The sequence below is a fragment of the Pseudoflavonifractor sp. SW1122 genome (genome assembly GCF_012027765.1).
Classification (GTDB): Bacteria; Bacillota; Clostridia; order Oscillospirales; family Oscillospiraceae; genus Enterenecus; species Enterenecus faecium.
Map to the genome: position 1 here is coordinate 1 of NZ_SJOS01000037.1, position 25321 is coordinate 25321.

Consider the following 25321-nt stretch of genomic DNA (forward strand, 5'->3'; position numbering starts at 1 on the left):
TTTTTTGACATCTCCACCAGGGCAGGGGTTTGTGGAACTGTGCGAAACCAAGAGTTGGCCGCCGCCCCGTTGACAACCGGAAACATGGGGGCTATTCTGGTGGAAGATACAGGCTATTTCGCCCGGTTTCACCATCGCCCTTTCCCCGTTGTAAGGAGGTTCAACCAATGGATATTCAACTTCTCGCCATGGATTTGGACGGCACGTCCCTGCAAGCCGACCACCTGAGCTTTACCCCCCGTCTCCACCAGGCTCTGGCGGAGGCCCACGCCAAAGGGGTGGCCATCGTGCCCACCACCGGACGGCAGCACTTTCTCCTCCCGCCTCCGGTGCAGACGGGAGCGGCATGGGAAAACCTGTGCATTTTGTGCAACGGCGGCGAGATTCGCCGCATTGCCACCGGAGAGCTGCTGCGTGGCCACTACATTCCCCCCGAAGTGGCTCAGGCGGTGGTGGAGCTGGCGGGAGAATACCACTTCCCCGTGGAGCTGTCCGCCCAGGGCCACATGTACCTGACCCAGGAGAGCTGGGACATGGAGCAGCCCTACCGGGAGTTCATCGGCTACCACCTGGATGTGGTGCTGGGCAAGCGGGGCGTGGTAGTGGACGACCTCGTCCGCACCGCCCACACGCCAGAGCTGAATATCGACAAGATCAACCTCCCCCACATCCCCGATCCCCTCCGGGACCAGGTCTGTGCCCGGCTGGACGCCCTGCCCCTCAATCACTTCTGGTCCGGGCCCCACACCATTGAGATCGCCCACACCCAGAGCACCAAGGGCAACGCCCTGCGGGAGGTGTGCGGGCTGCTGGATATCGACCCCGCCCACGTCATGGCCATCGGGGACAGCGGCAACGACCTGTCCATGCTCCAGGCCGCCGGGTTCTCCGTGGCCATGGGCAACGCCGCCCCCCACATCCAGGCAGCGGCGGACGCTGTGACCCTGCCCTATGACCAGGACGGGGCCGCCATTGCCATTGAGCGGTACATTCTCAACAAGTGAAACCTCTTACATAGACAAAGGTGGAAGCAGCTGCTTCCACCTTTTCGTTCATCACGGGCCAAAGCCCCCCTGGGCAGCTGGCCCTATAGTCGTCTGGGTAATCTCCCCGTCCGGGCCTATTCTGGTGGGTGCGGCGTTCCCGCCGCCGGGGGTCTGGTTCCCGGTAACCGCCAGACTGCCTGTGCTGCACTCCGTAGGAGCGGATATCATCCGCCCGAGTGGATGCACTGCCCTGGGGCGGAATGAAGATGCCCATGAGCCGGGGGGGCCAGCAGGAACACCAGGGCGTAGAAGCCCAGCACCAGGGCCACGGGTCAAATCTTGTCTCATTCTCTCCCGGCTTTCTCTCTCGTTTGCCTACCATTCTACCACAAAGGGTGGGAGTGGTACAACCGCAGTCAGGAGACAGGACACTGCCGCCCGGCGTGGTCGATGGTATAGTCCTCCCCGTACTCCCCTGGGAGGACCAGCTGGGAGATGGGCAGGAAGGTATACCCCTCCTGGAGCAGGGTCTCAATGATGGTGGGCAAAGCCTCGGGGGTGTGGAGGGCAGCATTGTGGAAGAGGACAATGCTCCCCGGCCCCACCCGGCTGGTGACCCGCTGGGTGATCTCCGAGGCAGAGATATCCTTCCAGTCCAGGCTGTCCACGTCCCACTGTATGGGCTGGATGCCCATGCTACGCACCGTGGTAATCACATGGTCGTCGTACTCCCCGTAGGGACAGCGGAACAGAGTGGGAAATTCCCCGGTGATGGCCTCAATTTTCTCCCCGCAGGTGGTGAGATTCTCCTTGATCTGCTCTGGGGTGAGGCTGTTGAAGTGGGCGTGGTCGTCGGAATGGCTCATGATCTCGTGCCCCGCCTCGTGGAGGGCCTTCACCGACTCCGGGTATTTGTCCACCCACTCCCCCACCACAAAGAAGGTGGCCTTCACCTGGTATTTATCCAGAATGTCAATGAGGGTCTGGGTATCCTCGTTGCCCCAGGCCGCATCAAAGGACAGGGACACCACTGGATAGTCCGCCTGGACACAGTACACCGGAAGCTGTCGGGTGGTGGCTGAGGCTCCCACCACCTTGGGGTGGCTGACCAGGCGCAGGATGGCCACCGCCGCCAGCACCAGACCCACCCCCGCCAGAATACGGCGGCGCAACACCAAGATTCTCATAAGGCGCTCCCCTTTCCACGGCTGTTTCACCCCAGTGTATGGTCCGCTGTGGAAAAACAGAACCGCCCGGTCTCCCTTTCCAGGGTAGCCCGGGCGGTCATACTGTCAAAAACGAAAATGAATGATTTTACACAAATATAAAGCCCAATGCTTGCATGTTCGAGAAAGGCTTTGCCTTTATCGCTCCATCTTCCAGAAGTAGGCGCAGTAGGGGGGCAGCTGGCTGCCGCCGCCGAAGTCGTGGAGCTGGCCTGTGATGAGATCCACGGCCTGGCCACACCCGGCGTCAAAGTGGGCGGTGTAGGGCTGGTCGTCGGCGTTGATGGCCACCAGCACCCGCTCCCCCTCCACAGCCCGCTCAAAGATGAGCTGGCGGTTGGTGAGCACCACATTGCGGTAGCCGCCGTAGCACAGGGCCTGACTCTCCCGCTTGGCACGGGCCAGCTTGGAAATCCAGTCGGTGAGGTGGTTCCACTCGGGCTGTTCCAGGGCGGGGCGCAGGGGAGCGTCGCCCCAGGACTCCTTCTTGCCCTCCAGGCCCCACTCGCTGCCGTAGTACACCGCAGGCACCCCGGGCATGCCGAACATCAGGGCATAGGCGGGGGCCAGGTGCTCCTTGTTGGTGAGCTGGCTGGCAATGCGGGTGACGTCGTGGTTGTCCAGGAAGGAGAGCAGATGGGCCCCCTTGTACATGGTCCAGGGCTCGGGTCCAAACTGGCGGGCCAGAGAGTGGCCGATTTCAAAGAGATTCATGGAGTTGAAGCTGGACCACAGCCCCTTGTAACACTCGTAATTGGTCACCGAGTGGCACATGTCCGGGGCCATCCACTGCTTGTAGTCCCCGTGGAGGGTCTCACCCATGAGGGCCAAGTCCGGCTTCAGGGAGGAGGTAAACTCCCGCAGGTGGCGCAGGTAGTGCTGGGGCAGGCAGTAGGCCACGTCCAGGCGCAGCCCGTCAATGTCAAACTGGTCCACCCAGGCGCGAATGGCCTCAAACTGGTGCTCCACCACCGCCGGGTTGTCCAGGTTCAGCTTCACCAGCTCCCCGTGGCCCTCCCAGTCGGCGTACCAGAAGCCGTCGTTGTAGTGGGAGTTTCCGTTGAAGTCGATGCGGAACCAGTCCTTATAGGGGCTGTCCCACCGCTTTTCCTGCACGTCCCGGAAGGCCCAGAACCCACGGCCCACGTGGTTGAACACCCCGTCCAGCATCACCCGGATACCGGCCTGATGGAAGGCGTCACACACCTGGGCGAAGTCCTCGTTGGTGCCCAGGCGGCAGTCCAACTGGAAATAGTCCCGGGTATCATAGCCGTGGCGGTCACTTTCAAACAGCGGGTTGAAGAGTACGGTGTCCGCCCCCAGCTTTTTGATGTGCTCCACCCAGTCCAGCAGGCGCAAAATTCGGCTTTCCCGCACACCGTCGTTGTCCTCCGGCGCGCCACACAGCCCCAGCGGGTAGATCTGATAGATGACTGATTGGTCAAACCACATATGGTCGTCCTCCCTGTTCTCTGCCTTGGCAGCAGGTATTCTTACCCTGTTATTATACCCGCCTGCCGGGCACAGGTCAAATAAAACCGCCCACTCCTGTCACCGCTCCATCTTCTCCACCCGGGCAGTCAAACGGGCCACACTGAGGGCCGTTTGGGACAAAAGCAGCTCCTCCACCAGGTCGTCTTCGTACACATCGCCACACAATTGATACCCCTGACGCTCCACCTCGTCCACAAAGAGATGGAAGGCCACCTCCAAGTCCTCCAGTTCTCCCTGGTGGTAGTACACCGCATACGCTCCCGCGGGCTTGATGTAAAGCCGCTCATCCTCCACCCGTCCCTGCACCGGATTGAAATAATGGCTCTCCACAAAACAGCGGCGTCTGGCCCGCTCCAGGGGGATGATCTCCCCCGCCTGCAACCGGGTGCTCAGCTCCTTCTGCTCACAGTACTTCAAATGGTTGCGAAAGGTGCGCAAAAAGGTCTCCTCGTCCGGCATTTTGGTATACCGGGTGGGGGAGGCAATCAGGTATTCCTCCGGCATCTGGCGGACCTCCAGCACGCCGTACTGGCACTTGGCCCCCTCCAAGTAGGAACCCACCGACTGCTCCAACGCCATCCGCATATCCGTTCCTGATACAAGCAACTGGATAAATTTACATTGAAATACAGACGGTTTGTTACCATTCGGGCAACACTGACAACCAAAAGCCCTGCTTGCCCTGTGCGCCAAGGATAAGCGCCGCGCCTGATGGCATGACAAAGACCTCTTCCAGGTAAATTCGCCTGGAAGAGGTCTTTGTTGTCACGGTTATCGAGTCATGGGGATGTACTGGTCGGGCTTTTTGGCGGTGGCAATGTAGGTGGGCTTTCCGTTCTTGTCGAACCCGGTGCGGCGGAGCAGTCCCGCCTGCACCAGCCGCTCGGCATCTGCCACGGCCATCTCGCCGTACTGGGGCACCGACACCAGGTTAGACGTATTGGAGTTGGGCCCCGGCTTGGGACCGTTGACCTTCGTGACGGTGGAACTGGAGCTCTTGCTGCTGCCGCCGCTGCCGCTGCTGCGATAGGCCGCAGCGGCCTTCTGGCGGTAGTACTGGAGCATGGCGTTGACATACTCCTGGGTGTACCCGGACTTGGCAATCAGGTCGGAGGAGGGCATCACACCCGCCTGCAAAATGCCGTCCACCTGGGTCTGGGCCGCCTTCTGGGCCTGCTGCTGCTGCTCCCGCTCCCAATCCAACTGGTCCACATATTGCTGGTACTCGGAGTCGTTGGCCTTTTGCAGACCCTCCAGGTAGCTTTGCAGCTGGTTGTAGTTGTCCAGATACTGCTGGTAGGCAAACTCCTTGTCCACATTGAACTGACCCAGCTTGTCCTTGTACTCCTGGTAGTCCATCTGCTCCTGGCCGTTGACGGCGTCCAGGTAGCTCAAGAGTTTGTTGTAGTCGTCCAGATACTGCTGATAGGCAAAGTTTTTGTCTGTGTTGTACTGTCCCAGCCGGTCCAGATACTCCTTGTAGTCCAGCTGTTGCTGGGTGTTCACCACCCCCAGGTCATTGGCCAGCTGCTCATATTCGCTCAAATACCGCTGGTAGGCCTGGTTGTACAGCTCGGGAATCATGTCACTGAGCTGGGAGGCGTAGTAGTTTCCCGCCTGGGACGCCGCTGTGGCGGCGTAGCTGGAGGTCTGGCCCCCCGAGGCGGCCGCCGCCTGGGCCAGGGCATTGGCGGTGGCCCGCTCCCCCTCCCGCAGGTACTGCTTCTGGTACTCTCCGAACACCGGGTCGGTATCGGTGCTCCAGGTGAAGTCCTCCCGGTTGAGCAGCTGGTCCAGCAGCTCCTTTTGCAGCTGCTCATAGGGGTTGGTGTAGGTGGGGGCCTCCTGGTCCCAGGAGAAGTCCGGGTACTTGCCGATCTGGTCCAGAATGGCGTCCTGCTCCTCCTCGTACTTGTTGTCGTACTCCGGAGCCTCCTGGTCATAGGAGAAGTCGGGGTACTTGTCCAGCTGGTCCAGAATGTCGTCGATCTCATCCTGATAACTTCCCGTAAAGCCGTTGTAGCTTGCCTTGAGCTGGGCCGCCGCCTCATTGGCAATGGCCCGCTGGGCGCTGGTGGTGGCGGAGTTGGCCTCCGCCTTCAAACTGGCCGCCGCAATGCCGTACTCCGGGTAGGGCTCAGCCAGACGCAGCTCGTCGGGGTCAAAGTCCTTTAAGGTGTTGGTGGCCTGAGCCTTTTTCAAAAAGTCGCTATAGGTGTATGCCATGTTCTCTCCCTCCATTAGGTACGGCCCAGGGTGGCGTTGTACCCTCCGCCGCCGTACCGCTCTCTGGTGATGCTGTAGATGCGGCACCTCCCGGTGCCGGTGAGGCGGAGTCGGTAGTGGTCCCCCCGTCGGGGCACCATGGGCAGCTGGAAGCTGCGCTTGGGGGTGGGGCCAATGGGCTGGCCCATGGGCAGCCAGGTCCCGTCGCTGTCCACCTGCACCCAGGCCTGGACCTGGCCCCCTTCCTCCACCTCCAGGCGGATATTGAGACGGAACAGCCCCTTTTTGTCTGGGCTTCCGTCGGTGAAGTCAGCAAATTCCGCCTCCCACTCCACCGCTTCCTCCTGCTGGGCTCCTTCCGAGGGCTTGGCGGTCTCTCCCACCGTCCAGATCTCTCCAGCCTCGTTGAGCAGGTACAGCGTCCCGCCGCTGGCGGCAAAGTGGGTGGCGTGGGTGTCATCCTCCCGGTTCCACAGCTTGGTCTGGGTGTCGTACACCAGCAGACTCCACCCCTCCCCCGCTCCCCGGGCGGAGAGGTAGTAGCGCAGCCCGTCGGCCCCTGCCACGGCGTTGCCCACTGCCAGGTCCCCCAGCCTGCGGCTGATGCACTGGGGCACGCTGCCGGAGTAGGCCATCACCCCGCCCCGGGACAGATAAAACAGCACCTCCCCCGCCGCAGCCAGGCTGTTGCCACACCCCTCCATCACCCCCAGGGTCTCGGTGCCCATGACCTGGAAGTTGGAGGGCATGGTGCCGTAGACCTTGTAGATGTGGTCTTCCTTGAAAAAGACGGGGTAGCCCAGGTAGGAGATGCACCCGGTGAAGTTCCCCGCCGAGCCGGTGTCCACGGCGTAGGCATCGGTGGCCAGGCCGTCAAACACGTTCCAGTTGAAGGGGTCCCCCAGCTTGGAGCAATAGATGGTGTTGTCCTTGCACCCCCACACCCGGTTCTCGTTTTCGCACACATAGTCCAGGTCGGGGACAGTGCGGGTGAGGGTCACCTCTCCCGCTTCCGTGTAGGCCTCGTCCCCCTTCTCCCCGTCCAGGGTGAAGGAGTACTCATAAAACACCAATTTGTCGCCCTGAATGTCCCGGATGATGAGGCTTTTGTTGTTCTCGGCATGTGTGGCGCAGCCGGAGATGGTCACGGCGTCCCCCTTTTGGAAGTAGTCCGTCCAGGTGACCCCCTGGGCCTGGATGGTGTTGGCCTGGGCCTCCTGCCCATAGAGGGTGCCGTTTTGGAAGGACAGCCCCGCCCCCGTCCATTTAGACTCCAGGGAGCCGAACACCCCGGTCTGGGTGTTGTAGTAGACCTTGTCGGGGAAGATGAGCAGGTAGGAGCCCAGGGCGGCAAAGGTCTTCTCTCCTTCACTCACATCCCCTTTTCGCTCCCCCTGGTACCAAAATCCACCCTGGGCCACCCAACACAGCGCCCCCCGGGCAAAGAGGCCCCCGGGCTGTGTCAGTGTGGCCACCTTCCACCGGGGTGGTCGACTGGCAAGGAGGGGATAGTCCGCCCCGGTGAGGTTTTTCATCTGGTACAGCGCTCCATCCCCCGCTCCCGGGGTGTGATCCAGGCCGCCAAAGGCGGTCTGGCTGGTGGCAGTCATGCCGATGTCATAGGCCATCGCCGGCAGTCTCATGGGCTCCCTCCTTCACTTCCTCCACCTCTTGCTGGGTCAGCTGTCCCGCCGCCACCAGCATATCCAGGCGGCGGTCATCCCACAGCCGGGGGTAGTAGCGCTTGGCCAAATCCAGAATGGTCATAACACCACCCCCTGCAAGGCGGCCAGAAAGTCCACGTCTGCCCGCAGCTGCTCCAGCGGGGTCACGGGTTCCACCATCCCTGCCAGATCCGCCTCCAGCTCCTCGATGGTGCGCTCCACAATGGCCCCACCCACCAGCTTGTACCGGGGTACCCCCTCGTCGGTGTACAGGGGGAGAGGCAAATAGTTGCTCTGGGGGTGGTGGCAGCGGTCCCCAGGCCCCCGCTCCACTTCCACCCACCCTTCCGTGTGGGTAAGCAGGGCGGAGGAGGTCAGCGCCACCACACAGCTGCCCGGATTGACTTGTACGTATACAGTATATTCTTCCATAATTCACCTCACAAATTGGCGTCAAATAATAGTTTTCCACTGATGCTGCGCAGGGTACACACGTCATTGGTCACCAGCCCGCTGGTGGTGAAGATGACCCCCACCCCGCCGGGCAGGTTTCGGGTCCCGGCCACAGCCGTGGGGGTATGGGAGGCTCCGTTGTTGAAGATACCGATGCCCGACAAGTTGGAGCCGTTTAAGAAGGTCACGCTGGGGGCCAGACGCATCTTCACCCCGCAGGGGAACACCATACGGGCGGAACTGGTGCTGAAGGCAAAGCCATACCCCAGGGGGTAGCTGGTGTCCCCCTCCACCGGCACGTACTGGTAGCGGTAGCAACGGAGAATCTCCTCCGGGTCGGGCTGCTGGGTCAACTGCCAAGTGCCGTCCTCCCCCTGGATGGCCAGGGTCTGGTGGTCCCCCACCTCCAGCTTGGCCCCAAAGATGCGGCAGGAGGCCGCCCCCTCGCTGATAAGCTGGCACCACAGTTGGGAGGGGCTGTCCGACAGGGTGGCGGTGAGGGCATACACCTGCAAGCCCTTCTGGGAGAGCACTTCCCCCGCCTGTCCTGTGCCATCGTTGAGGCCCAGGTGGTAGCTGCCCGAGAGGATATCCACCGCCATGGACAGAGTCACCGTCTCCCCTGCCAGGGCCCCATAGTCCTCCACAAACTGGCCCAGCCCTAAGGTACCCGAAGTATTGGTGAGCTTGGCGTAGCGCTGGCCCACCACCACCTCCCCGGCTTTGGTGTCCCCGCTGGTCTTCCAGCCGTCCAGGGTGTAGGCAGGCTTGGTGATGGCGTAGGTGGTGCTGCCCCGCTGGTTGACGGTGAAAAAGGGGTTGATGAGCAGATTCTGCCCCACGTCTGGGGTGACCTTTACCCCCTGGATGTACACCGGGATGTGGAAGGCGAAGTCGTCCTTGCCCCAGTCGAAGCCGGGGCTGGCCTTCACCACCTTCACCTCACTCTCCACCTGTTCCAGGGCGTCTTCGGCCCGGGCCTGGAACTCGTAGGCGGTCTGGTAGTTCAGCCCCTCCACCGTGGCGTGGGCCACATAGGTAAAGCCCATGGGGGTGGTCCGGTCCACTGCCGTCCAGGCGCCCCAGGCTTCCGTCCCCTGGGCTCGGTAGCGGTACTCCACCACCAAGGTGTTGTCTGCCCCGCCGAAGGAGCCGTAGTAGCAGGCCCCAGCCACCTCCAGGTCGTAGCGCCCAGACGCATCCGGGGTCCCCTGGCCCAGGGTACAGGACAGGCGCACATATCCCACTAGCTTGCGCTCCACCGTCTTGGTGGTGGAGTTGCCTCGACTGTCGGTGGCGGAGACCACGATGGTCCCCGACTCCACCCCCTCCAGGGTGCCGTCTCCGGTGAGGGTATGGCTGCCGCAGGTGACAGACTGCCGGACCAGAGAGGCCCCCTTCACCGCCTGGGCCCCGGTTTTCACCGCCACCTGGGAGTGGTACTTCACCAGGTTCCCGCTCTCTCCCGTGAGGGCCAAGGTGGTTTGGTTCACGTCCTCCACCGTGGGGTTCAGGGTGGGGGCGGGATTTTGGATGGTGAGGGTGCGGGTGAGGTAGGTGATAAAGGTCTGACCTCCCACGGTGCTCTTGACGTAAAAGCGCACCTGGGCGGTGTTTTTCGTGGTGTCCACCTTCCGCATAGCCTCCCGCTCCGCCTGGGTCAGGCGGAAGGTGTAGGAGGTGCCGGAGATGGTGCGGTAGTTGGCCAGAGCATGAGTGCTGTCCTTGAAAATGCCCAGCTGCACCGACACCCCGGCGGGATTGCTCACCTTCACCACCGGGTCGTCCTCGTCGGTGAAGTTGGGGGCGCTGGTGATGGTGGCCCCCCGGGGGATTTTGGTCAGGGTCATGGTGCCCGACCCGCTCATGGCTCCTGGGGTGTAGCTGGCCGAAGCCATATCCAGGGAGTAGGCCAGAGCCATGGATTTGGAGCCGTCGCTCTGGTGGGCCACGGTTCTGGTACCAGACAGCAAGGTCACCTCCGAGCGAGTCCCCAGGGTGATTTTCGGGGCAGAGCCCCGGTCCCGCACCGCCACCGTCTGGTTGTCCAGCTTCACCGCTGCCCCCACCCCGTACTGGGCGAAGTTTTTGGTGGTGGACTTGAGCTTGAGGGTGTAGGAGAGGGTGGAGGAATTCCCAGCGGTGCTGGTGGACTGCTCCACCAGGGTGAGCTCCAGGGTGAAGGTGTTGGAGCTCTGGGTGTAGGTTTTCGTCTGTAGTGCCATGTGTGCTATCCTCCAATCCAGAAGCAGCCCATGCGGTCCGCTCCGTAGGGTTCCAGTCGGGCCTTCCCCGCCAGAATCAGGAAGGTCTTGGCATGGAGATTGGTGGCCTCCACCCCCTGGTTGTCCACCACCAGCACCTGGGTGCCGCTGCGGCTGACCGTCATGCCGTCCTCGGTGACCTGGGTGGTCATCTCGCTGCCCGTCTTGCTCACCGTCAGCCCCTCATCGTCAAAGGTGAATCCGGTTTTGGTGGTGACGCTGTCCACCCCCTGGGCCAGCTTTTTCTCAATGGCGATCTCCACCTGGTCCGAGGTCAGGGCCAACTCCACCCGACTGGAGACCTGGGCCAGGGACTCCTCCAGCCCCTCCACGGTCTCCTGGGTGCCCACTTGGGCGTCCTTCACCTCCTGGACCTGCTGCTGCTGGGACTGCACCAGGGCGGTGAGGCCATCGGCGGTGACGGACAGCTGGGTCAGCCGCTCCCCCTCCCCCTCCAACATCAAATAGAGTGGCTTGGTGATGGCCTCCTCCCAGGAGTTGAGGGCGTTCTGGTTGAGGTTGGTGGTGTCCAGGTTCTGCATGGTGTAGCGCATCTGTTCCACCAGCAGATAGAGGTAGTTTTGCACCTGGGCCAGCTTGTCCTCTGTGGATATGTCCCCGTCAAAGTCGGGGAATTTAGCGTCCATGTACAGCCAGTTGGCTGGCATGCTTTCCACGCCTCCTTTCTCAAACAGGGCACCACCGGGGAAACGGTGGTGCCCTGTGTTGTGCTCCTGCCGGGGCGGTTACACCTTCTCGGCGTAGTCCAGGCTGATCCAGCCTGCGCCGGACTTCAGCTTGCCCCAGCGCTTGGCCCCGGGGCCGTTGGACTCTGCCACAATGGTGTACACCCCGGGCTTGATAAAGCCCTTGGCTTCGGTGTCGGTGCCGGGGCCGCTGCGAATGCGCAGCTCGGTCACCGTCACCTTCACGGTGTAGGGGGTGAACCCGGTGGTGGAACCAGGCAGCTTGAGCACCTGCCCCACCACAATGAGGTTGGGGTCCTTGATGCCGTTGAGCTGCACCAGCGTGTCCACGGTGGTTCCATACTTCTGGGCAATCTCGCTGAGGGTGTCCCCCTTCACCACCGTGTGGGTCTTGCCGGACACCGGGGGCTGGGGCTTGACCTGGGCAGGGGTCATAGCCTTGGACACATCGGCCCGGAAGGTGTCCATGGACTTGCCAAACTTGGGGAACCAGTGCATCACGTCGGCGTGGTTGCTGGCCACCCCTCGCTGGTAGCCCTCGGAGTGGCAGATGACCACCCCGTCGGCCAGGGGGTTGAGGTTGTAGGTCTTGCACAGCATGGCAGTGAGCTCCACCGCCTCCTGGTAGACCTTGCGGAAATAGCCCTCGTCGGTGAGGTCGTCCTCACAGATCTCAAAGGCAATGTGGGTGTTGTTGGCGCTGCCCCCGGAGGTGCCGGTGCCGGCGTGCCAGCCCCGGTGGTTCCAGGGCAGGGTCTGGACGGTGCCCACGCCGCCGTCGGCCAGCTTGCCCACAAAGGCGTGGGTGCACACATCCAGCCCCGGATTATTCCAGTCGTTGGCGTTGCGGTTTCCGCCGATCTCCGCCTTCAACTGGGCCTCATTGCTCTGTCCCTCCACCGGCTGCACGTACCGGGCCACCAGGGGGTTGTTGGCCCCGGTGGAATGGACCATGACCCCCTTGGGGGTAATGGTCCGCCCGGCCTTGTAGCAGTCGTTGGCGGTCAACATACACTTAATCAGTCTCAATGGTGGTTACCTCCTCCACAGCTTCCTGCACATCTTCAATGGCTGTTTTGACTGCTGCGGCGTCAATGCGGCCCTCGGTGACGATGTACGTCACCACCGATACCACCGACACCACAGCCCCCGCTGTGCTGGCCACCGCCTCCTGGTCCAGTCCGAAGGCCAGGGCCAGTCCGGCGGCAATGCCCGCCAGAGCAGTCCACAGCTTGCGGCTGGACAGCTTTTGCAACACAGTCTTCACTGCTTCACTCCTTCTCGTACGCAGCCAGGATCTCCCGATCCAGCTTTTTCTTGGCCTCTTCCGCCTGGGTCAGCTCCTCCATGGCCTGGGCCAACTCTCCGTTGGGGGGCGGTTTGGTCACAGCGTGGTTAAGCCAGAATATGCACCGGCCATAGGCGTGGTGCAGCTGGTCCTCCACCTCCTGCCGCCGCTGGCGATGCTCCTGGCGCTGCTGGGCCTCCTGCTCCCCCTGTTCCAGCCGTCGGTCCAGGTACCGCTTGAGGTAGCCCACCGCCAGCCCAGTGATGCCGCTGCCCCCCACCAGGGCGGCCACCACGGCTCCCAGCACTTCCTCCCCGCTCATGCCCCGTCACTCCTGTACATCGGTCGGTTCTGCCCCTCATGCACCCGCTGCATCCGAGGTGTGGGCAGGGTCGTAGGTGCGGATGTACCAGTTGACGTAGTTTTGATAGCTGGTGTTAAAGCTCTCCATGCGGTTTTGGTACAGCTCCAGCTCCCCGTTGGCCTGGTGGAGCTTGGCCAGCAGCCAGTGCAGGTATATGTCGCTGTGGGGCCAGCCCACGGTGAGAGTCCCCGGCCAGCTCTGCCACACCTGCTCCAGCTCCTGCTCCGAGGCCAGCTTCACGTCCAGATAGATGCGCCCCTCCAGTTCTCCCAGCCACTGGAGCTTCTGCTCCTGGCTGTACTGGTTGGGGCTGAGCAGGTCCGCCTGGGCCACCACCTCCTGGGCGGTGGGAAACCGGTTGGCGTCTGCCATGGTCAAACCTCCTCTCTCCTTCCCCCGCCCCGGCACACCGCCGGGGCGGGGGTTCTCCCTTTTAGTCGGGCAGTGCAGTGCCGCCTTCGATGCCGCCCACAGCGGCAAAGCGCCAGTCGTTGAAGGTGGCGTTGAAGCGGCTGCGGCCACGCCAGACGTTGGCATCGGTGTTCTCGTCCACGGTGGAGCGCACCGCCAGCTGCACCCGGTCATTCCACACGGCGCCGCCGTAGGTCTGGTTGTACTTGCTGTCCAGCAGAATCCAGGGGGCGTTCCCCTCAGACAGGTCCACAAACTGGTTGAGGTAGCTCCAGACGATGACGTTCCAGCGGCCATACTGGTAGTTGAAGGCGTTGTTGGAGGTAGTGGGCTCCTTGTCGGCGCCAATGGCGGCAAAGACCTCCTTTTTCAGGCTGCCCACCTCGGGGATGAGGATGGTGTCGGGGGCCACGTCCAGAATCTCGTCGTTGTCACCCCGGAACAGGTGCATGGCAGTCTCCATCTTGCCCAGGGCGTCGGCGGAGAAGGCGTCGCTGAACTTGTTGGCCTGAGTGTCGCCGGAGACCTTGGCGGGGTGGGCGGTGTGGAACATGGACACGCCGTCGGCGCTCTTGATGTCGAACTCCCGGCCCTTGTAGAGAACCTTATCCTTGCCGGAGATGGCGCCGCCGTACAGGGCCGCGCCGAACAGCTCCCGGGTGCGGTTGTAGCTGGTGATGAAGGCGGCGGGCTGCTTCTTCATGTCCATGACCTTGGAGTCCTCCATCATCTCGGCGGAGATGGAGAAGGAGTCCTTCCAGGTGTCGTACACCAGCAGCTTCTGGTAGCCCTCCTGCATGCCGTCCAGGGGATAGGCGCCGTTTTCGCCCACGGGCTCAAAGCCGCTCATGGCGGTCATGGTGGTCATCAGGTCGCCGTAGTTCTCGCTCTTGCCCATGAGGAACAGGTCCTTGAGCACGGACTGACGCTCAAACTGCTCCCCCCGCTGCTCCAGGAACATGCGGATGGGGGCCTGACACTTGCCGTAAATGCTGTCGTTGAGGCCGGAGCCTTCAGAGAAAATGATTTTCATGGGGTTGGTTGTCCTCCTTTACACAAATCTGCCCCGAACAGTGTCACCCTTCTGGGTGCCCTCCACGTCCACCAGCTCGAAGTTGCCAGCGCCCTGGGCCACCGTGAGGCCGTCCTCGGCCACCTGTACCTTTACGCCGGGCTTTGCCTCGGCGGTGACGGCAGACAGGGTGGTCTCGTAGAGGAAGGTCCCCTCCACCCGGGTGACGGGGATGACCTGGCCATCGGTGGCGGTGACGTCCGCCATGCACAGATAGGGGGGCGTGGTGGTGGAGGCTGCGCTGAGCTTGGTCAGCTTGCCGCCGGTGACGGTGAGCATCTGGCCTGCCTGGTAGGTGTCGGCGGCAGCGCCCAGGTATTCCCAGGGCAGCATGGCCCCGGTGTTGCTTTTCACGGGTACAAACATTTACTTTCCTCCCTGATATTTGTTGTAGTAGGCCTGAATGGCCGCTTCACTGGCCTGGGGGTTGAAAGCCCGGAACAAATCCATCTCCGGGGCGGGCACGGTGGCGGCCCCTTTGCCCCGCTGGGCGGCGGCAATGAGGTGGCCCTTGCTGCGTGCCAGGTTCTGGGCCTGCTGGCGGGCAGCGGCGGCGGCCTGCTGGGTGAGCTGGTCATAGTGGGCCAGCTTGTAGGCATCCACAAAGGAGTTGCCCCGCTTCACCAGCTGGTAAAACTCTTTCGCCCGGGGCATGGTGAGCAGATCGCCCACCGAGCGGATGTTGGGGTTGAGCTGGCGAATCTGGGCCAGCTCCGCGGCCACCTGGGCCTCCATGGCCGGGTTGGCCTGGGGCCGAGGGGCGGGCTTGGCCTGCTGGGCCTGCTTGAAGGCCCGGTACTGCTCCAGATTGGTGATGGGGGTGCCGTCGACGGGGCTTCTCAGGGCCGCATCCCGGAGCACCTGCTCCACGTCCCGGCGGGTATGGCTGCGCTCGGCCTCCACCGCCTCCTGGATGGCGGCCCGGGTCTCCGCCCGCCGTCTCCGGGCGGCGTTCTCCCGCCGCTGCTCCAGGCTCATCTCCCCCTGAGGGGGCTGGGCCTGGGGCTGCTGGGTCTCCTGGGGTGTCTGCTCCTGGGCGGGCTGCTCCACCCCCAGGGCCTCATACACTTGCTGCTCGTTGACTTCCATATCTCGTTCCTTCCTGCCCCCGTGGGGCCGTGGGATGTTCCCGCTATCCCTGCGTATTGGTTTGGTTTTGTGGTGTTACTCCTTGCCCTGTCTCAGGTCCTTGCCGGTGTGCACGGTGCCGGTCTTGGTGGCGGTGGTCTGGCAGGGCGCCTTCACCACCTGGGTGCCGGTGTTCTGAATCCGGCCGATGTAGCCCTTCTGCTCCTTCATGCCGTTCCCTCCCTTCTCATCTGGTCTGGCATGTTCCCGCTGTCGCCTTGCGTGAGTTGTCGTTGTGCTTGTCCCATCTGGGCCTCCCGCTGGGCCCGCTGTTCCAGGGCCTGCTTGGTGTCCCCGGCCCCGGGGTAGTGCAGCTGCTCCATCTTGGTCCAGAACAGGATGAGGGTCTCGGTGGCCGCCGGGTCGCCGAAGGCCCCGTTTTGCAGGTTCTGCCGGGTCTCCTGCCACATGGCCTCCCGGTTGCTGGCCAGGGTGTCGGTGGTGTCCACCGAGAAGAGAAACTGGTCGTTCCAGTAGTACTGGCCGTCGGAGTCCTGCTCCAGGAAGTCGTAGCGGTTGAACTGCTCATACTGGGTGTGGCCCTGGGCGTCCTGGTAGGTGACGGGCCGGGGCTCGTCCCCGTAGGCCAGCCAGAACTCGAACATCATGCGGAACAGGTCGGCATAGGCCTTGTTTTTCATCACCCGCTTGCTCTCCAGCCGTCCGGCGGCCTGGGCGGCGGAAAACTCCTTGGCCTTGCCGCTGGTGGCCGTGGAGTCCGCCCGGCCCTGGAAGGAGTCGGTGATGCCCAGAATTTGACGGGCCTCCTCGTAGACGTTGGCCAGGTACAGCAGCTCGTACTCCAGGTCCCCCTTGAAGTCGTACACCCCGATCATGGCCTTGTCCGCCGCCGAGCCGATGTACCACCGCTCCCCGTCCTGGCTGTCCACCCGCAGCGAGGCGTTGTCGGGCAGGGTGATGCGGGTGCCCGCCTTCACCAGGCGGTCAATGATCTTCTGCTCCAGGCGGTTGATGGTGTTTTGCTGGTCGGCGATCATGTCCACATCCGAGTTGCCCAGCAGCTGACCGTACACGGACACGCTGCGCTGCAAGACGATGGGGAACACCCCCGGCTTGTAGAAGGGGATGAGGGTGGGGCGCATTACCGGGTTGCCCTCCTGGTCCAGATCGGGGGTGGCACCGGGGATGGACAACCCCTTCCCGGTGGTGATGGGCAGCAGCACCTGCTCATACTCCTGCACCTGGTCTTCAAACTCCTCACAGCCGCACCAGGGGCAACCGCCCCCCTGATACTCCCGGGGTGCCTGGCTCTGGTCCGGCTCCACGGGCAGGCTGTCCAGACCGCCGCCCCCGGCCATGGCCTCCTGGGCCAAGGTCTGGGCCAGCATCTGCCCCGCCTCCTGGCGCAGCAGCTCCCCCTCTTCCTGATGGAACGCCTGGGCGGGCTGTTGGATGAGCTGTCCGGGCAGAGGCCGCACCCGGCCGCACTGCTTACACACGGGCTGCCGCCGGGCCTGGTAGTCCTCCAGGTCCTCCAGAGGGGTGTCGTTGACCCAGCAGTACCGATTCACGCCCCCCTGGGCGTTCTTCTCATAGCCCACGTATCGGGTGAGGGCGTCCTCCACGGCGCTGACCCCGTCCACGCCCCGCACGGCGGGCTCGGACTCCCCGTCCTCCTCCACCCAGATGCCGTACTCCCGGAAGATGGCGTCCCGGGTGGTGGGGATTTTCACAATCACCCAGTCCATGTCCTGAATGGAGGTGAACACCCCAGGCTGGGGGGCCAGCTGCTTGGGGTGGAGCATGCGCACCACCTGGGTACCCACGGTGTCATGGGTGCGCTCCCGGTTGTCCCACTCCACCAGGTAGGCCACGCCCCCCTGGATGGGGACGGTGCGCTCGGCCAGGTCGTTGAGCTGGGTAAAGGGCAGCCGCTCCAGCTCGTTGCGCAAGAAGTGCTCCAGCAACAGGGCCAGCCCCTCGTCCTCTTTCCGGCGGGGGGTGACCTTGGGCTGGGGAATGGAGCTGGACACCTGGGTCTCCACGTTTTCAAAGACGATGTTGCGCACATGGCTGGTGCTGCGCACGCCCCCGTCCCTTCTCGTATCTCCGGGCACCAGGGGCCTCAGCTGATGGTCTCCGTTGTAGATGCGCTCCCGCTGGTCCATGCGGGCGTACTCGGCGGAGTAGGCGGCGTTGCTCAACGCCAGCCGCTGCTGCCACAGCTTCAGCTTCTCCCCCGCTTGTTTCTGGTGTTTGGCCTTCATCTTTCTCCTCCTTTGTTGTCACCGGGCCTGCCCCACAGCCGCAGCAGCATCTCCCGGTCCCCGGGGCTGGCTCGGTTCCAGTCCTCCCACATGTCCGAGGTCCACCGGGCGGTGCCTCCAGGCTGGGGGGTGGTCAGGCGCATGGACTGCTGGGGGCGCACGTAGTGGGCGATGGCCAGGGCCATGACACAGTCGTCGTGGGCCCCCGGCTCCGCCTCGGGGCGCATCTGCTCATTGCGCACAAAGGTGAGCATCTCCTCCAGGGTGGCTCGGTCGTGGACGCCCCCCAGGTGGTCCCGCATCACCCGCACCAGCTCCGCCAAAATCACCGGGCGGGTGAGGCGGTCGGTGCGGAAGCCGTAGGCGTGGTGGATTTGTCCGTCGAAGGAGTCCTCCACCTCCCGGACGTAGATTTTCGGGTAGCCCATGAGCCCCAGCAGCTTCACCGGATAGGTGGAGAAGTTGCACTCGGGGGCCAGCAGGGCACGGTTGTAGTGCAGCCCCAGGCAGTACAGCTGCCGGGTGTAGGTGTCCTCGTCGTACTGGTGGCGGAGGGTACACACCTGCCCCCCGGTGATGTTGTCCAGCACCTGGGCCACAAACCAGTCGGAGCCGTCCCCGGCGGTGTCCCCGCCGATGACGTAGGGCCGCCCCTCCTGAGGGGGTGTGTAGATGCGAATGGGGCCCCCCTTCTCCTCCACCCAGTGGATGTTGGCAAGGTGGATGCCGTCGTCGGCCAGGTCGTACTCAAAGAGGCCCTCCTTCACCGGGGGCTCCAGGTGTTGCAGCCGCTCCCCCACCGCCTTGCCGTTGAACACGGTCTTGCCTGTCACCCCCCACTGACCCAGGCAGTAGACCATGTAGTAGTACTCGTCGGTCTCTTTGAAGCTCTCCAGGGTGGCCACCGCCTCGGGAGTGAGAAAGCGGTTGTCTTTATAGGTGCTCTCGTGCACCGTGGCCCGGGGGTCTTTCCGGTCGAAAAACCGCTTTTTCAGCCAGTGGGTGATGCTGATGGGGTTGAAGGTGAGGATCATCTGGAGATACTGGTTGAAATCCGTTCTCAGACGGATGTCCAGCTGGTTGAAGTCCCCCTCCTCCAGCTCGGAGGCCTCCTCAATCCAGATGCCGGTGATGTTGAAGATGGATTTCAGCTTCTCCACATCGTCCAGTCCTGCAAAGAGGATGACGCTGCCATTGGCAAAGGTGATGGTCATGGCGGACTTGTTGGTCTTGGCCCCGGCGTCGGGGTAGAAGTCCGAAATCTGGCCCACCAGCTGGGCCCAGCAGCTCTCCCGCAGGGTGCGGGCCACCTTGCGGCACACCAGCCACCGGTGCCCCGGCTCGCTGGTCACCCGCTCCAACACCTTGCGCCCGGCGAAAATGCTCTTGCCGCTGCCGCCGCCCCCTTTCAGCACCAGAAACCGGTGCTTGTCAAAGAAGAGGGGGAGAAAGGTGTCGTTATTGGTCTCCTTCAGGCCCTTGTACCACAGCAGAGCCTCCTCCTGTCGGTCATGGTTCATGGTGTTCCGGCAGCTCCCCCTGCCCCTCCTCCCACAACTCTTGGAGCAGGGCCAGCTTCTCCTGGGTAGTGAGGGACTGGACGGCCCGGGTCTGGGGTCCCGCCTCCACCTCCACCTTCTGGGCATAGCCGTAGTTGTTTTGCAGGTGGAACACCACCCCCTTCACGTCCTTGCGGGTGAGCAGCTGCTCCTCGCTCCACGCCTGCAAAATCCCGGTGACCCACTCGGTGGCCTCCTCCAACTCCGGGTAGGCCTGGTGATCACACCACTGCTTCCACTTCCCCGGGGTGATGCCCAGGTGAAGGCAGATGCCGGTGAGGGTGGGCGGAATCACATATTCCCGAGTGCGGATGATCTCCCCCCGGTCGTTGTACACCGGCTTTTTCTCACAGATGGGATTTCCCTTCTTGTCCACCTCTCCGGTGGGTTGCAGCTCGGTGACATCCACGGTGCGGCTGATGGAGTCCAGGTATTGGCGTACCTGACGCATCAGGGCCTTGGATGTGCTGGTTTGTCGCTGTCTGGCAGCCACAGATTTCCCTCCCTTGTGTTCTTCTTGTCCCATTGTAGCAACCAGACTTCCCTCGTGATTACACATTCCGTGTTCAATCTCCACACTTTCCCTTATAAATCCTGGGGAAAGCGTACATAATAGCGTTTCAGCGCCCGGTACAGGGTGGTGGGAGAGGCGATGTAGTGTCTCTGACACACGGACTTTACCGCCTCCCCGGTGGTGACGTGCTCCAGCAGCGCCTGGCCATTGTTGCCCCCCACGCAGTCGCACAGGCGGCGAATCCGCTCCTGCTCCCGCACGGGCAGGCCAGAAAAGCGCAGAGACTTAAAGTAGATGTACCCCTGTCGGGCATAGGGCACCGGAATGCCCCGCTTATAGCGAAATTTCATCGTGTTTCTCCTTTCAACTGCTCCACCAGCTCCCGAATTTCCTCTTCGGTGTGGGTGGAGACGAATCTTCCATAGGTGGTGTGGTGCTGCCGGGCCAGCCGGGACACCCACACCAGCTGGGGGACGGGGGGCGGCGGCTCCAGGTCCCAATCCGCCTCAAACTCCCGGTCAATCTCGGCGTCCGCCTGGGCCATCTCCTCCAGCTCCTGGGGTGTAAACCCTGTCACGCCCCCGTCACCTCCCCGTTCCCTCCATGTGGCCCCCGCCGGGCACCGTCATCACCGTGGCCAGCACCGCCAGCACATGGTGGGCGGGCACCCCCAGAAACTGCTCATATCCCCGGATGAGGGCCTCCAGGGCATCCATGGCGGCAGCGGTGCTGGAGGCCTCAATGACCTGACAGAACCCGTCGCTGCCCTCCTCTTTGCGCACTTCCAGCTTCACCCGCTCCCCCTGGGTGCGCTTCCCTCCGTGATAGACCATCTCTTCTCGCTGCATCCCGGCTCGTTCCTCCTTTTTCTCCTCTTGATGTCTCCACGCCAGCCCCTGGGCCACGCCCAGCCAAAAGGCCCGTTCCCGCCGCCCCAGCCGGGGCAGGCTGACGCACAGTGACCATGCGCTCCATGTCATAGCCTCCCTCCTTTTATTGATTTCTCGATAATATTATATCAGTCGCCGATATTTGTCAAGGCCATTTTATTGATTTGGTCAATCTTCTTTCTTGTGCTTCCCGCTGTGGCGTGGTAAAATACGGAGGTAACCCCCGTATCGTTTCGAGAACTGGAGGATTGACTATGAGTGTTGGACTGCGCATCCGCCAGGTGCGCAAGGCCTATGGGCTGACCCAACAGGCCTTTGCCGACCAACTGGGTTTGAAGCAAAATACCATTGCCACCTATGAGATCGAGAAAACCACCCCCAGCGAGCGCACCCTTTTGGATATCTGCCGGGTGTTCCATGTCAACGAGGAGTGGCTGCGTACGGGCCAGGGGGACATGCTCCTGACGCCCCCCAGCGGCCACACCCCTGACGAGGAGCTGATGGGCTTTTTGGGGGATGTGGCAGGCCGGAATGACTTCCGCTCTCGCCTCATTTCCGCTCTCTCCCGGCTCAGCGAGGAGGACTGGGCGGTGCTGGAGCGGCTGGCCCGGGATCTCAGCGACCCCAAGGCATAAAAAACCCGGGCATCCAACGGTTTGGATGCCCGGGTTTTTTTAGCGTGTCGAAAACGTTCGACACGCTTCTCAAAAATGCCAGCATGTTTGAGAGGCGTTGCAGTCCGCTGCATGCAGCCTTGGGTCAAAGGGCGACCCAAGGCCACACTGACGGACTGAGAAGTGTTTTTTTCGATGCTCATGTCCCCGAAAAAAACGGATTTTAATTTATTTTCCCGCCCCCGGGCGGGAAAACTCTGCCGAGAGCTTTTTCATGCTGCAAGAGAATATATCCTTTTTGCATTGATATGAGGGTTCCGACTGTCTATCGGTTTAAATAATGGGAAATGAACTGAAAAATGGCTCGTAGCTGGGCCTCATCCGCTCGGTCCAGTAAGTCGATGATTGCCGCTTTGATCCAGTTACGCTCCATTTCTCTTCCTCCCTGCGCTGGGGATGGGGGTGCCATCCCATTGGTCCACGATGTCCTGCCCCCATTATAATCGAACATATGTACCATTTCAAGCATCTGACTCCCACAATTTGTCTAAAATTGTCCGTTCTATGGGACTTTTGTATGATAACATAAAAAAATGTCGAATAAGGCCGAAAAAAGTCGAAAGGACGGGAAATTTTCCCGTCCTTTCAAACATACAGTGTTTATGCCAGATTTCGGTTCCAATCCATGCGCCGATAGTACCACAGGAAGGTCACGGAGCTCAAGAACCAGGTGAGGGGGTAGACCCAGTAGACCATCTGAATGCTGCCGGTGAGGGGCACGGCGATGGCCAGGAAGGACACCCGGATGATGCACCAGCAGATCATCATCACGAACATGGGCACCACGGCCTTGCCTGCACCTCTGAGGATGGAGGCCATGGCGTGGGAGAAGGCCAGAAGGCAATAGAAGAGCACCGAGGTGCGGGCCTTGTCCACGCCGTAGGCGATGACGTCGGGGGAGGTGTCAAAGGCGGCGATGAGTTGGGGGGCGAAGATAAAGACCGCCACACCGATGAGCTCGGCCAAAATCACCGAGGTGATGGTGCCGAACCGGGCGCCCCGTTTGGTGCGCTCAATCTGGCCGGCCCCCAGGTTCTGACCCACAAAGGTGGTCATAGCCATGGTAAAGCTGGTGATGGGGAGGAAGCCGAAGCCCTCAATCTTGGAGTAGGCGCCCACGCCGGCCATGGCGGCGTCGCCAAAGTGGTTGATGTTGGACTGGACCACCACGTTGGCAATGGCGATGATGGAGTTCTGAACGCCGGAGGGCAGGCCGAAACGCACCACCCGCTTGAGCATATCCCAGTGGAAGCGTATCTTCCGCAGCTCCACCCGGTAGTTGTCCTTGACCCGCAGCAGCCGCCACAAACACATGATGGCGCTGACGTACTGGGCAATGATGGTGGCCCAGGCCGCTCCGTCCACCCCCATGCCCAGCACGGCGATGAAGAACAGGTCCAGCACCACGTTGACCACCGAGGAGACAATGAGGTAGTACAGGGGGTGGCGGCTATCGCCCACCGCCTGCATGATACCCACGCACACGTTGTACATCACCGAGCCCAGAGAGCCCATGAGGTAGATGCTCAGATACAGCTGGGAGTTGTACATGACGTTTTCCGGGGTGTCCATCCACCGGAGAATCTGGGGAGACAGGCCCACGCCCACCGCTGTCATCACCACGCCGGCCACCAGACCGAAGGCCACGGTGGTGTGCACTGCCTTGCTCATCTCCTCCAGCTTGTTGCCGCCGAAGTAACGGGAGATGACCACACCGGCGCCGATGGCGATGCCGCTCAAAAAGCCGATGAGCATAAAAATGAGGCTGCCGGTGGAGCTCACCGCAGCCAGGGCATTCTTTCCCAGGAAGTTTCCTACGATCAGGGAGTCGGCGGTGTTGTACATCTGCTGGAACAGGTTGCCCAGAAAAATGGGAAGGGCAAAGTAGGTAATTCGCTTCCAAATGGGCCCTTGTGTCATGGGTTCTGTGGTGTGTGCCATTTTCATTTCCTTTCTCTATCTCTCATTTCGTGTCTGATTAGTATATACCTCCCAGTTCGCCTTGGCAAGCCATTGGGGAGAAAACCTGCGGTTTTGTTGGAACTACAACAGACATTCCCGGCCCACTGTGGTATCCTACCATCAAAATCACCACACCAGGAGGACATATCTATGATTCGACGCATCATCCACATTGACCAGGACAAGTGCAACGGCTGCGGGGCCTGTGCTCAGGCCTGCCACGAGGGGGCCATCGCCATGGTAGACGGCAAGGCCCAGCTCATCCGGGACGACTACTGCGACGGCCTGGGGGACTGCCTGCCCACCTGCCCCACCGGGGCCATCACCTTCGTGGAGCGAGAGGCCGCCCCCTATGACGAGACGGCGGTGAAGGCCAATATGGCCGCCAAAGCTGCCCCCTGCGCCTGCCCCGGCAGCCAGTCCCGCACCCTCACTCCCCAGGCAGATACCGCCGCCCCTGCCCCTTGTGCCTCCCAGCTGCGCCAGTGGCCGGTGCAGATCAAGCTGGCCCCGGTGAATGCCCCCTACTTCCAGGGCGCCCACCTGCTCATTGCCGCCGACTGTACCGCCTACGCCTACGCCAATTTCCACCAGGACTTCATCCGGGGCAAGGTGACCCTCATCGGCTGCCCCAAGCTGGACATGGTGGACTACACGGAAAAGCTCACCGCCATTCTCCAGGATAACGACATCACCGCCCTCACCATTGTGCGCATGGAGGTGCCCTGCTGCGGCGGCATCCAGCACGCCGCCACCCAGGCTTTGCGTGCCAGCGGCAAGTTCATCCCCTGGCAGGTGGTGACCATCTCCACCGACGGGCGGATTTTGGGCTGATGGGGGCTTGACTTCTCCTCCCGGTTTGTGTACCATTCACATAGCGGGTTTTTCTCAAAAATGCAAGCATTTTTTCGAGGAGATACAGCCCGCTGCATGCATCCTTGGGTCCAAGGACGACCCAAGGCCACACTGGCGGGCTGAGAAGTGTTTTTTCCGATGCGCATGTCCCCGGAAAAAACGAATTTTCATTTATTTTCCCGCCTGCGGGCGGGAAAACTCTGCCGAGGGCTTGTGTTCCTAACCAAGTACCTCAAACTTCTTGCAGGGACTTTTGCTTTTTTGACAGTCAAAAGGTACGCCCCAAAGGCGTACCTTTTTCTTTTAGGAGAATCCCATGACATTACAGCAATTTTTTACCCAGCACCCCAAGGCCGCCCTGGCCTTCTCCGGGGGCTCCGACTCCGCCTACCTTCTCTGGGCGGGGCGCACCTTTGGCCAGGACGTGCGGCCCTACTACGTCTCCACCCCCTTCCAGCCCGCCTGGGAGCGTGAGGACGCCCAGCGTCTGGCCCGTGAGCTGGGGGTGCCCCTGACGGTGGTGGAGCTGGACGTGCTGGCCTGCCCAGAGGTGGCCGCCAATCCAGCAAACCGCTGCTATTTCTGCAAAAAGGCCCTCTTTTCTGCCCTGTGGCAGCGGGTCCGGGCGGATGGCTTTTCCCTGCTGCTGGACGGCACCAACGCCTCGGACGACGCCCAGGACCGTCCGGGCATGAGGGCACTCTCGGAGCTGGAGGTGCGCTCCCCCCTCCGGGAGTGCGGCGTCACCAAGGCCCAGCTGCGGTCCCTGAGCCGAGAGGCGGGGCTGTTTCCCTGGGACAAGCCCGCCTATGCCTGCCTGGCCACCCGCATTCCCACGGGCACCCCCATCACCGCCCCCGATTTGGCCCGGGTGGAGGGGGGCGAGGACGCCCTCTTTGCCCTGGGCTTCACCGATTTTCGCATTCGACTGCGGGGAGACGCCGCCCTCATTCAATTGCCCCAGGACCAGATGGACCGGGCGGTGGCCCAGCATGGGGCCCTTTTAGAGGCCCTCTCCCCCCACTTTTCCCAGGTCTTTCTGGACTTGAACCCCCGGAAAAAGGAGGAATTCCATGGACAGTAAACAAGATGTGCTGGCCCTGCTGCGAGGTGTGGCGGACGGGTCCGTCACACCGGAGCAGGCCGTGTTGGAGCTGAAACGCTCCCCCTTTGACAACCTGGGCTATGCCCGGGTGGACACCCACCGCACCGTGCGCCAGGGGGCCTCGGAGGTCATCTACGGGGCGGGCAAGACCCCCCGGCAAATTGCGGGCATTGCCGCCTCCATGATGAAAAACGGCAGCCGCAACATTCTGGTCACCCGCCTGGACCAGGACAAGGCGGACCTGGTAGCCC

28 protein-coding genes and 1 pseudogene are annotated in these 25321 nt (G+C 62.3%); 5 read left to right on the top strand and 24 right to left on the bottom strand.

Annotated features, from left to right (window positions below):
• The first annotated feature begins 167 nt into the window (after window positions 1-167).
• The gene (locus E0L15_RS08835; protein WP_168125302.1) at window positions 168-1004 is read left to right on the top strand and encodes an HAD family hydrolase; all 837 of its coding nucleotides are present in this window, start codon (window positions 168-170) and stop codon (window positions 1002-1004) included.
• 398 nt (window positions 1005-1402) lie between these two features.
• Here the strand turns inward: E0L15_RS08835 and E0L15_RS08840 are convergent, their stop codons facing one another.
• The 23 genes from E0L15_RS08840 to E0L15_RS08945 form a co-directional block, all read right to left on the bottom strand.
• Window positions 1403-2173: a polysaccharide deacetylase family protein gene (locus E0L15_RS08840; protein ID WP_087232275.1), complete on the bottom strand. Its 771-nt coding sequence runs from the start codon at window positions 2171-2173 to the stop codon at window positions 1403-1405.
• A 177-nt stretch (window positions 2174-2350) separates the two neighbouring features.
• A complete protein-coding gene (locus E0L15_RS08845; protein WP_168125303.1) occupies window positions 2351-3664 on the bottom strand; it encodes an alpha-amylase family glycosyl hydrolase in 1314 nt (437 codons plus the stop codon).
• Window positions 3665-3763: 99 nt separating this feature from the next.
• Window positions 3764-4291, bottom strand: coding sequence for a hypothetical protein (locus E0L15_RS08850; protein ID WP_168125304.1), 528 nt, complete (start codon window positions 4289-4291; stop codon window positions 3764-3766).
• A gap of 186 nt (window positions 4292-4477) precedes the next feature.
• Window positions 4478-5932 (bottom strand): hypothetical protein, encoded by a 1455-nt coding sequence (locus E0L15_RS08855; protein ID WP_168125305.1) that lies wholly within the window; start codon window positions 5930-5932, stop codon window positions 4478-4480.
• A 14-nt stretch (window positions 5933-5946) separates the two neighbouring features.
• A complete protein-coding gene (locus E0L15_RS08860) occupies window positions 5947-7575 on the bottom strand; it encodes a hypothetical protein (RefSeq protein WP_168125306.1) in 1629 nt (542 codons plus the stop codon).
• Window positions 7550-7699 carry an XkdX family protein gene (locus E0L15_RS08865; RefSeq protein WP_143482214.1) on the bottom strand — a complete coding sequence of 50 codons (150 nt, stop codon included), beginning with the start codon at window positions 7697-7699 and terminating at the stop codon, window positions 7550-7552. Before E0L15_RS08865 ends, E0L15_RS08860 begins: the two co-directional genes overlap by 26 nt.
• Window positions 7696-8028, bottom strand: a complete 333-nt coding sequence (locus E0L15_RS08870) for a hypothetical protein (protein ID WP_168125307.1) — start codon at window positions 8026-8028, stop codon at window positions 7696-7698. Before E0L15_RS08870 ends, E0L15_RS08865 begins: the two co-directional genes overlap by 4 nt.
• Window positions 8029-8036: 8 nt before the next feature.
• Window positions 8037-10274: a DUF859 family phage minor structural protein gene (locus E0L15_RS08875; protein WP_168125308.1), complete on the bottom strand. Its 2238-nt coding sequence runs from the start codon at window positions 10272-10274 to the stop codon at window positions 8037-8039.
• 5 nt (window positions 10275-10279) lie between these two features.
• A complete protein-coding gene (locus tag E0L15_RS08880; protein WP_168125309.1) occupies window positions 10280-10981 on the bottom strand; it encodes a hypothetical protein in 702 nt (233 codons plus the stop codon).
• A 78-nt stretch (window positions 10982-11059) separates the two neighbouring features.
• Entirely contained in the window at window positions 11060-12049 is a 990-nt protein-coding gene (locus tag E0L15_RS12430) for a LysM peptidoglycan-binding domain-containing protein (protein ID WP_168125310.1), read from the bottom strand.
• Complete coding sequence (locus E0L15_RS08890) at window positions 12036-12287, bottom strand: hypothetical protein (protein ID WP_168125311.1); 252 nt, start codon at window positions 12285-12287, stop codon at window positions 12036-12038. Before E0L15_RS08890 ends, E0L15_RS12430 begins: the two co-directional genes overlap by 14 nt.
• Before the next feature lie 4 nt (window positions 12288-12291).
• Window positions 12292-12630, bottom strand: coding sequence for a hypothetical protein (locus E0L15_RS08895; protein WP_087232246.1), 339 nt, complete (start codon window positions 12628-12630; stop codon window positions 12292-12294).
• 36 nt (window positions 12631-12666) lie between these two features.
• Entirely contained in the window at window positions 12667-13044 is a 378-nt protein-coding gene (locus E0L15_RS08900) for a hypothetical protein (protein WP_168125312.1), read from the bottom strand.
• 61 nt (window positions 13045-13105) lie between these two features.
• Entirely contained in the window at window positions 13106-14116 is a 1011-nt protein-coding gene (locus E0L15_RS08905; protein WP_168125313.1) for a hypothetical protein, read from the bottom strand.
• Between the two features lie 18 nt (window positions 14117-14134).
• Entirely contained in the window at window positions 14135-14521 is a 387-nt protein-coding gene (locus tag E0L15_RS08910; RefSeq protein ID WP_168125314.1) for a hypothetical protein, read from the bottom strand.
• Window positions 14522-15244 carry a hypothetical protein gene (locus tag E0L15_RS08915; RefSeq protein ID WP_168125315.1) on the bottom strand — a complete coding sequence of 241 codons (723 nt, stop codon included), beginning with the start codon at window positions 15242-15244 and terminating at the stop codon, window positions 14522-14524.
• A gap of 75 nt (window positions 15245-15319) precedes the next feature.
• The gene (locus E0L15_RS12575; protein WP_275532481.1) at window positions 15320-15454 is read right to left on the bottom strand and encodes a hypothetical protein; all 135 of its coding nucleotides are present in this window, start codon (window positions 15452-15454) and stop codon (window positions 15320-15322) included.
• Window positions 15451-17511 carry a hypothetical protein gene (locus tag E0L15_RS08920; RefSeq protein WP_168125316.1) on the bottom strand — a complete coding sequence of 687 codons (2061 nt, stop codon included), beginning with the start codon at window positions 17509-17511 and terminating at the stop codon, window positions 15451-15453. Before E0L15_RS08920 ends, E0L15_RS12575 begins: the two co-directional genes overlap by 4 nt.
• Entirely contained in the window at window positions 17508-19031 is a 1524-nt protein-coding gene (locus E0L15_RS08925; protein ID WP_168125317.1) for a PBSX family phage terminase large subunit, read from the bottom strand. The genes E0L15_RS08920 and E0L15_RS08925 overlap by 4 nt, the downstream gene beginning before the upstream one ends.
• Window positions 19021-19563, bottom strand: a complete 543-nt coding sequence (locus E0L15_RS08930) for a terminase small subunit (RefSeq protein WP_168125318.1) — start codon at window positions 19561-19563, stop codon at window positions 19021-19023. Before E0L15_RS08930 ends, E0L15_RS08925 begins: the two co-directional genes overlap by 11 nt.
• Before the next feature lie 92 nt (window positions 19564-19655).
• A complete protein-coding gene (locus E0L15_RS08935) occupies window positions 19656-19934 on the bottom strand; it encodes a hypothetical protein (RefSeq protein WP_087232225.1) in 279 nt (92 codons plus the stop codon).
• Window positions 19931-20161 carry a hypothetical protein gene (locus E0L15_RS08940; RefSeq protein ID WP_168125319.1) on the bottom strand — a complete coding sequence of 77 codons (231 nt, stop codon included), beginning with the start codon at window positions 20159-20161 and terminating at the stop codon, window positions 19931-19933. The genes E0L15_RS08935 and E0L15_RS08940 overlap by 4 nt, the downstream gene beginning before the upstream one ends.
• A gap of 7 nt (window positions 20162-20168) precedes the next feature.
• Window positions 20169-20564: a hypothetical protein gene (locus E0L15_RS08945; protein WP_087369483.1), complete on the bottom strand. Its 396-nt coding sequence runs from the start codon at window positions 20562-20564 to the stop codon at window positions 20169-20171.
• Window positions 20565-20728: 164 nt separating this feature from the next.
• Here E0L15_RS08945 and E0L15_RS08950 point away from each other — a divergent pair, with 164 nt between their 5' ends.
• Window positions 20729-21109: a helix-turn-helix transcriptional regulator gene (locus E0L15_RS08950; RefSeq protein WP_168125320.1), complete on the top strand. Its 381-nt coding sequence runs from the start codon at window positions 20729-20731 to the stop codon at window positions 21107-21109.
• Between the two features lie 639 nt (window positions 21110-21748).
• On the opposite strand, the gene E0L15_RS08955 is transcribed toward E0L15_RS08950, so the two are convergent.
• Window positions 21749-23089: an MATE family efflux transporter gene (locus tag E0L15_RS08955; RefSeq protein WP_347565988.1), complete on the bottom strand. Its 1341-nt coding sequence runs from the start codon at window positions 23087-23089 to the stop codon at window positions 21749-21751.
• A 171-nt stretch (window positions 23090-23260) separates the two neighbouring features.
• On the opposite strand from E0L15_RS08955, the gene E0L15_RS08960 reads away from it, so the two are divergent.
• The 3 genes and pseudogenes from E0L15_RS08960 to E0L15_RS08970 form a co-directional block, all read left to right on the top strand.
• A complete protein-coding gene (locus E0L15_RS08960; RefSeq protein ID WP_168125321.1) occupies window positions 23261-23944 on the top strand; it encodes a 4Fe-4S binding protein in 684 nt (227 codons plus the stop codon).
• A gap of 337 nt (window positions 23945-24281) precedes the next feature.
• Entirely contained in the window at window positions 24282-25049 is a 768-nt protein-coding gene (larE, locus tag E0L15_RS08965; protein WP_168125322.1) for an ATP-dependent sacrificial sulfur transferase LarE, read from the top strand.
• A pseudogene (locus E0L15_RS08970) lies at window positions 25039-25321 on the top strand (1-(5-phosphoribosyl)-5-amino-4-imidazole-carboxylate carboxylase); the annotation flags it as partial. The gene larE and the pseudogene E0L15_RS08970, both read left to right, overlap by 11 nt.

Coding starts and splice junctions, on each gene's coding strand:
- E0L15_RS08835 (WP_168125302.1), top strand. CDS start 168: ATGGATATTCAACTTCTCGCCATGGATTTGGACGGCACGTCCCTGCAA.
- E0L15_RS08840 (WP_087232275.1), bottom strand. CDS start 2,173: ATGAGAATCTTGGTGTTGCGCCGCCGTATTCTGGCGGGGGTGGGTCTG.
- E0L15_RS08845 (WP_168125303.1), bottom strand. CDS start 3,664: ATGTGGTTTGACCAATCAGTCATCTATCAGATCTACCCGCTGGGGCTG.
- E0L15_RS08850 (WP_168125304.1), bottom strand. CDS start 4,291: ATGCGGATGGCGTTGGAGCAGTCGGTGGGTTCCTACTTGGAGGGGGCC.
- E0L15_RS08855 (WP_168125305.1), bottom strand. CDS start 5,932: ATGGCATACACCTATAGCGACTTTTTGAAAAAGGCTCAGGCCACCAAC.
- E0L15_RS08860 (WP_168125306.1), bottom strand. CDS start 7,575: ATGAGACTGCCGGCGATGGCCTATGACATCGGCATGACTGCCACCAGC.
- E0L15_RS08865 (WP_143482214.1), bottom strand. CDS start 7,699: ATGACCATTCTGGATTTGGCCAAGCGCTACTACCCCCGGCTGTGGGAT.
- E0L15_RS08870 (WP_168125307.1), bottom strand. CDS start 8,028: ATGGAAGAATATACTGTATACGTACAAGTCAATCCGGGCAGCTGTGTG.
- E0L15_RS08875 (WP_168125308.1), bottom strand. CDS start 10,274: ATGGCACTACAGACGAAAACCTACACCCAGAGCTCCAACACCTTCACC.
- E0L15_RS08880 (WP_168125309.1), bottom strand. CDS start 10,981: ATGCCAGCCAACTGGCTGTACATGGACGCTAAATTCCCCGACTTTGAC.
- E0L15_RS08895 (WP_087232246.1), bottom strand. CDS start 12,630: ATGAGCGGGGAGGAAGTGCTGGGAGCCGTGGTGGCCGCCCTGGTGGGG.
- E0L15_RS08900 (WP_168125312.1), bottom strand. CDS start 13,044: ATGGCAGACGCCAACCGGTTTCCCACCGCCCAGGAGGTGGTGGCCCAG.
- E0L15_RS08905 (WP_168125313.1), bottom strand. CDS start 14,116: ATGAAAATCATTTTCTCTGAAGGCTCCGGCCTCAACGACAGCATTTAC.
- E0L15_RS08910 (WP_168125314.1), bottom strand. CDS start 14,521: ATGTTTGTACCCGTGAAAAGCAACACCGGGGCCATGCTGCCCTGGGAA.
- E0L15_RS08915 (WP_168125315.1), bottom strand. CDS start 15,244: ATGGAAGTCAACGAGCAGCAAGTGTATGAGGCCCTGGGGGTGGAGCAG.
- E0L15_RS12575 (WP_275532481.1), bottom strand. CDS start 15,454: ATGAAGGAGCAGAAGGGCTACATCGGCCGGATTCAGAACACCGGCACC.
- E0L15_RS08920 (WP_168125316.1), bottom strand. CDS start 17,511: ATGAAGGCCAAACACCAGAAACAAGCGGGGGAGAAGCTGAAGCTGTGG.
- E0L15_RS08925 (WP_168125317.1), bottom strand. CDS start 19,031: ATGAACCATGACCGACAGGAGGAGGCTCTGCTGTGGTACAAGGGCCTG.
- E0L15_RS08935 (WP_087232225.1), bottom strand. CDS start 19,934: ATGAAATTTCGCTATAAGCGGGGCATTCCGGTGCCCTATGCCCGACAG.
- E0L15_RS08945 (WP_087369483.1), bottom strand. CDS start 20,564: ATGACATGGAGCGCATGGTCACTGTGCGTCAGCCTGCCCCGGCTGGGG.
- E0L15_RS08950 (WP_168125320.1), top strand. CDS start 20,729: ATGAGTGTTGGACTGCGCATCCGCCAGGTGCGCAAGGCCTATGGGCTG.
- E0L15_RS08955 (WP_347565988.1), bottom strand. CDS start 23,089: ATGGCACACACCACAGAACCCATGACACAAGGGCCCATTTGGAAGCGA.
- E0L15_RS08960 (WP_168125321.1), top strand. CDS start 23,261: ATGATTCGACGCATCATCCACATTGACCAGGACAAGTGCAACGGCTGC.
- larE (WP_168125322.1), top strand. CDS start 24,282: ATGACATTACAGCAATTTTTTACCCAGCACCCCAAGGCCGCCCTGGCC.